This window comes from Bacillus sp. ISL-77, assembly GCF_018613105.1.
The window spans coordinates 1-5,380 of the sequence record NZ_JAGGQY010000095.1 but is presented as its reverse complement, the minus strand read 5'-3'; the positions used below and the strand labels follow the sequence as shown (position 1 = coordinate 5,380).

The 5,380-nt window shown below is 36.7% G+C and carries 5 protein-coding genes; 4 read left to right on the top strand and 1 reads right to left on the bottom strand.

The window, feature by feature from the left end; genetic code table 11:
• Positions 1-378 precede the first annotated feature (378 nt).
• Positions 379-711, top strand: a complete 333-nt coding sequence (locus J7E77_RS29185; protein ID WP_214719002.1) for a hypothetical protein — start codon at positions 379-381, stop codon at positions 709-711.
• 177 nt (positions 712-888) lie between these two features.
• A complete protein-coding gene (locus tag J7E77_RS29180; RefSeq protein ID WP_214719001.1) occupies positions 889-1,143 on the top strand; it encodes a hypothetical protein in 255 nt (84 codons plus the stop codon).
• 286 nt (positions 1,144-1,429) lie between these two features.
• Here the strand turns inward: J7E77_RS29180 and J7E77_RS29175 are convergent, their stop codons facing one another.
• Positions 1,430-2,437 carry a DUF3231 family protein gene (locus J7E77_RS29175; RefSeq protein ID WP_214719000.1) on the bottom strand — a complete coding sequence of 336 codons (1,008 nt, stop codon included), beginning with the start codon at positions 2,435-2,437 and terminating at the stop codon, positions 1,430-1,432.
• Positions 2,438-3,101: 664 nt separating this feature from the next.
• Between J7E77_RS29175 and ltrA the strand changes: the two genes are divergently transcribed.
• Positions 3,102-4,430, top strand: coding sequence for a group II intron reverse transcriptase/maturase (gene ltrA / locus J7E77_RS29170; RefSeq protein ID WP_214718999.1), 1,329 nt, complete (start codon positions 3,102-3,104; stop codon positions 4,428-4,430).
• Positions 4,431-5,020: 590 nt separating this feature from the next.
• Entirely contained in the window at positions 5,021-5,380 is a 360-nt protein-coding gene (locus tag J7E77_RS29165) for a reverse transcriptase family protein (protein ID WP_214718998.1), read from the top strand.

Genomic DNA, 5,380 nt, shown 5'->3' with positions numbered 1-5,380 from the left:
CACTGTGACCCATCAGGTTAGCATAACTGGCCTCCACCCCTTGGATAGGCATGACGCAGGAATGAGAGGGCAATTGACCCGTTGAGACATGGGAGGGAAAGCCTCCAGGGGCGGCGTGGAGATGTACATTATATGGTAAAATATGGAGTAGTAGCTAACTCCTTTATTTAACTATGCCTTCACGAAGCCAAATGATCTGAATTGATTCCAATTACCCGTCATTCTATTTATAGAGGTTATGAAATCCTGCGAATAAGTGAGCATTCAAGAGATACTCGTATCAAACTGAGGGAGTTCAAGAAGGAATCGTTATGATTTTTGTTGAATTTAGAATAAAGTTGGTATAGGAATTACAATTGAATAACCCTTGGAGGAATTATGACTATTTATTTAATTCAGTTAGAGGCAATACCGCTTATTGATAATCCAGAAAGTGAAGAATGTGTCGGTGCTTTTGTAAACTGTTGGGTTAAATCAAAAAATATAAAATTAGCTTTGAATACAGCCAAAAACTACGTCGTCAATCAAGGTTGGGAAGTAATAAGCATTGAGGACCAATTCATAGCGAGTCGAGATATGTACTTAGGAGATACTCAAGAAGATAAGGAATTACTCGAATGCTTTGATGAAGCATTGAGGGAGGACATTTCTGCGATTTTTTATACATACGAAGAAGCTGAAAGCGAAGATGATTTAGACATTATCCATTGAGAAGAACCTTAACGGGGACAAGAGTTTAAAATGGGACCGCTGAGGCGGTCTTTCTTTTCTTGTTGAGCTAACGGGCAGTTTAGTTGAAAAAAGGTGAAATTCCCCAAGTTACAAAAAACATTATGTTAGGTATAATTAAGCTATTAAATAAGGTATCGTTATTAATAGGGTGAGATAATGGATTTATTGGGTGCAATGTCTGTTTTGATTGGTTTTGTAGCGTTATATGGTGGATTCGCCTATAATAAAAAAAGACACGAAAACGATGGTTTAGATGGTTCTGGAGCTGATTCAATCATCGGTGCCATCATCGCTTTATTCGTTGTCATCTTATTCAGACTGTTGCCATATCAGGTTACCAAAACATTGTTATTTATATTTGCCTTTATTTGTTTTTGTTTTAGTGTTTATGCATTTACTCACTTACACTAATGGGTGCTTGAGTTAAACAAAGAGTCGTATCTGCGGCTCTTTTTTCTAGTTAAACTAAAGGGCAGGTTAGTTCAACTAGAAACTATACTAATTAATGGAATTATTTATTAACACTTTGCTAAAGTTAGATTGGATATTTACAAGAAGTGCTAAAATTTATGATTTAATGTCGCCCAATAACTGGTAGAGCTAATGACCTAATAATGTTCCGATCGCATCTTTATCCACATCGATAAATCCTACTTTCTTTCATAGTTATAAAGTTGTATCACACCCCTTAAACACTCTAATCCTTTGCCAAACCTTTATGGTTTGGGGCTTGCGGAGGTTGTTCCAACCATTCGTTTTCAATCATTAAGTTTACACCATCTTTAGCGTATTGAGCATTTTCTGCTGTTAAACGAACATAAGATGCTGCAATATCCTTTCTTAAACTTGCTGCTGAAGAAGTTGCATAGTTCGAAATACTTGATGCAATTAACAATGTAATATGAAACATGATTAATTTATCAGAAAAAGGTGTGAAAGTTGAATCTGTGACTTCAAGGTCCCATGCTGCTGGTGCTGGAATGTCATCCTCAGTTAACATGGATGAAGACAGTTGAATATGTTTTTTAGATATTTCTTTACCTCTATTACAATAATCACTAACCTTTTCAGACTTCGCTACTTGGGCAAAACCTTCTAAAAGAGCTCTACCAACTGCATTTGCCTCAATATTTGCTGCAATATGAGTAATTTCGATTACATTTAGAGGTCTATTATTTAAATTTAAAAAACCACCTAAATACTTCTTTTTATCAATGAAATCAACACTATCAGGAGTTGAAACATAAGGTGGTCTTACAAATAATCCCTTTGATAATAAAACGTTGGCTGTTTTATTATATAGTTCTATTGAGGCTTGTATTGCTTGACTTAGGAAATCACGGACATCAGAATGTGCGGAAGTTGCCAAAGCCACACCATATATAGATAAACCAACTTTTGACATATTTTTAATATAATATAAGTAAAAAGCATCTGAAAATAGACGTGGAGAACTTGGACTTACATCTTCGTCAGAAAAACCAACTGGAATTGGTTGATTATCTTTTTTTAGTATTTCCTTGCTCATATTTAACATTTTTTGTGATATATTAAGTGCAAATTCTAAAATTGATTTTATATCTGGTTCATCCACATTAGCCAAAAAATATTCCATAATACATTTAGAAAAACTGTTGTTCACATAGCTACTCCACATAATTGAAATTTCAGAAGATGTCAATCTTGGATTATGTTCTCCCTCCATTTTATACCCTCCCATAAATCGATAATTATAATATCCACTAGTAACTGGTAGTATATTCAAATTCCAAGATAATTATATTAACCGATTAAGTCTTTATAAAATCAGAGAATCTGATTAATTATAAAATAAAAATCTTATTCAAGTAACGGGTGCGTGTGCGGCCGAGCTTAGGTCGTATCATATAGCGGGTGGGATTCCCGTCGAGTAAGAACTAGCCATTCGCTCGTAGCGAGTCTTGGAGGGCTAAAGGTAACTTTAGTCTTTAAGCGTAGACAGTTAGGTAGCGGGCCGAAAGCCAAATGGTTGAAGGGATTGAGCTCCATAATGTTAGTAAACCGAGAGGGCTGATGCGTTACGCACAGCAGAAAGCTACATTTTATCTTTCGTTAAAGGCAAGAAGGGTAAAACCTCTCTGGAGTCAGAGACCTTGGCACGTTATACATTGATATGATACGGCAACTCGGGAGACCCTACCGGTCTTTTCTTTTTTTAGAAGAGTATGGTCAACAAGCGATAATAAGCAAGGAAACCAAATGCCGATGTAGGGAGTCGGATAGCAGCGTAGTACCAATGAAGTTGGGTAATGCCGATGGAGGAAAGGCTAGCTACCAGTTATTACCCTTATTAGGGACACATTTACTACACACAGAGGTAGGTATTATAAATGGAAACAAAACTACTAAGGATAGCAGAATTAGCAAAATCTGATCCTAAAATGGAATTTACATCTCTTGCACATCTATTAAATAAGGAAGCATTAGTTCAATGTCATCTTGAACTACCCAATAAGAAGGCAACTGGGATTAACGGTACTACTAAAGAGCAATACGGTGAAAGTTTAGAAGAAAACATAGAGGATTTATTAAGTAGGCTTAAAAGCAAAAGCTATCGTCCTGTTCCAGTAAGGAGAATGTATATTCCAAAGCTCAATTCAAATAAGAAAAGACCACTGGGAATACCGGAACATGAAGATAAAATTGTTCAAAAAGGCATTACAAAGATACTAAATACCATTTATGAAAATGACTTTCTAGACTGTTCCTGTGGATTCCGCCCAAATCGCAACTGCCACGATGCTTTAAAAATACTGAACTATTATATTGAAAAGAGGTCAGTAAATTATGTAGTAGATGTAGATATTAAAGGATTCTTCGACAACGTTGACCACATATGGATGATGGAGTTCTTAAAACTGCGAATCGCTGACCCTAACCTACTAAGAATAATTGGTAGGTTTCTTAAAGGTGGATACATGGAGGAAGGTAAGAAATACAAGACAGACAATGGCACACCGCAAGGTGGAGTAATATCTCCGATATTAGCCAATGTATACCTCCATTATGTCCTTGACCTATGGTTTGAGAAAAGGGTAAGGAAACAGTGCAAGGGACAAGCATACATAGTGAGATATGCAGATGATTTTGTTTGTTGTTTTCAATATAAAAGTGAAGCCCAGCAATTCTTCCATTCTTTAAAGTTAAGATTAAAGAAATTTAACTTAGAAATAGCAGAGGATAAAACCAAAATTATTCCCTTCGGGCGGTTTGCGGAGCAAAATGCAAATCAACAGGGGAGAAGTAAACCAGCTACTTTTGATTTCCTTGGGTTTACACACTATTGTGGGAAAAGTAAACTAGGGAAATTTCGAGTAAAACGAAAATCAAGCAGGAAGAAAGTACAAGGTAAACTAAAAGAAACGAAAGAATTGCTGAAGAGTAATAGAAGTAAAGATATTCATATGATTATGGATAGATTTAAACGCTCACTAATAGGTTATTACAACTATTATTGCATCACTGATAATACCCAAAATGTTAACAACTTCAAAGACAAAATCGAAAAGTTATTGTTTAAATGGCTTAATAGAAGAAGCCAGAGGAAATCCTTTACATGGGATAAATTCAATCTATTTCTTAATAAATATCCACTTCCATCTCCAAGAATTAAAGTGAATATATATGATTTAAGAAAAGAGATAAGCTACATTATGTGAATGATAACTAGGAGGAGCCGTGTGCATTAATAGTGCAAGCACGGTTCTGTGAGGGTTGCGCCTTGAAAGCTCAAGGAATACACGCGACTTGAAATAGTCGTCTAGATAATGCTTAGCCAGCAGTCTTGTACCGAGTCTTGCGTGGTGCACGGTAACGTTCACTGCGAAGCGTAGACAGGAAGATGGCAGGCCGGAATAAAGTGAAGAGGATAATTAGTCCCGAAATTGAACGTGATGTGGAGTAGCCGACCTTTTCTCTCAATGGGGAAGGCAATAAAGAAATAACCGCCAAAGGCAAGGTCATTCTCATTACTCCCGGGATTCGTACCTACGGCATGTCATCAATGGATTCCTTGGGAACAAGGGAGATCCAATGAACTTCTACAGGATGTAGATAAGAATTCAACAAGCCTACAAAGCAAGGAGAATTCGATGGTTTATTGGAAGTCTTACTAACTGATAGTACTCTGAGATAGGGAGAGCCTATTACATGGGGAAGCGGTTAGCGGAAATTGAATCAATCTAAGGAAACATGAGCTTCATTCAACGGAAGATTTCGGTCCTTAATTCAAAGTAAGGAGAAACCAATCATGACAACAAGATTAGAGAGAATAGCAGTAAAAGCTCAACAAGATGCAAAACTACAATTTACATCATTAGCACACCACATTACAAAAGAGTTGATTTGGACTAGTTTAAACCATATGCCGAAGAACACTTCACCTGGCATTGATGGTACCACAAGGGATATGGCTATAATTGAGTTTGAAAATTGGGTTGGAGAAATGATGAATTCAATCCACAGACATAGCTATAAACCTCCAGCAGTAAGAAGGGTCTGGATACCTAAACCTGGGAAAGTCGAAAAACGACCAATCGGAGTACCTTCGGTGGCAGATAGAGCTTTACAAAGAAGTACAGCAACGGTACTTTGGATAGGTTACAGTTAA

Excerpts from the sequence above, each read along its gene's own strand:
- J7E77_RS29185 (WP_214719002.1), top strand. The coding sequence starts at position 379 with ATGACTATTTATTTAATTCAGTTAGAGGCAATACCGCTTATTGATAAT.
- J7E77_RS29180 (WP_214719001.1), top strand. The coding sequence starts at position 889 with ATGGATTTATTGGGTGCAATGTCTGTTTTGATTGGTTTTGTAGCGTTA.
- J7E77_RS29175 (WP_214719000.1), bottom strand. The coding sequence starts at position 2,437 with ATGGAGGGAGAACATAATCCAAGATTGACATCTTCTGAAATTTCAATT.
- ltrA (WP_214718999.1), top strand. The coding sequence starts at position 3,102 with ATGGAAACAAAACTACTAAGGATAGCAGAATTAGCAAAATCTGATCCT.
- J7E77_RS29165 (WP_214718998.1), top strand. The coding sequence starts at position 5,021 with ATGACAACAAGATTAGAGAGAATAGCAGTAAAAGCTCAACAAGATGCA.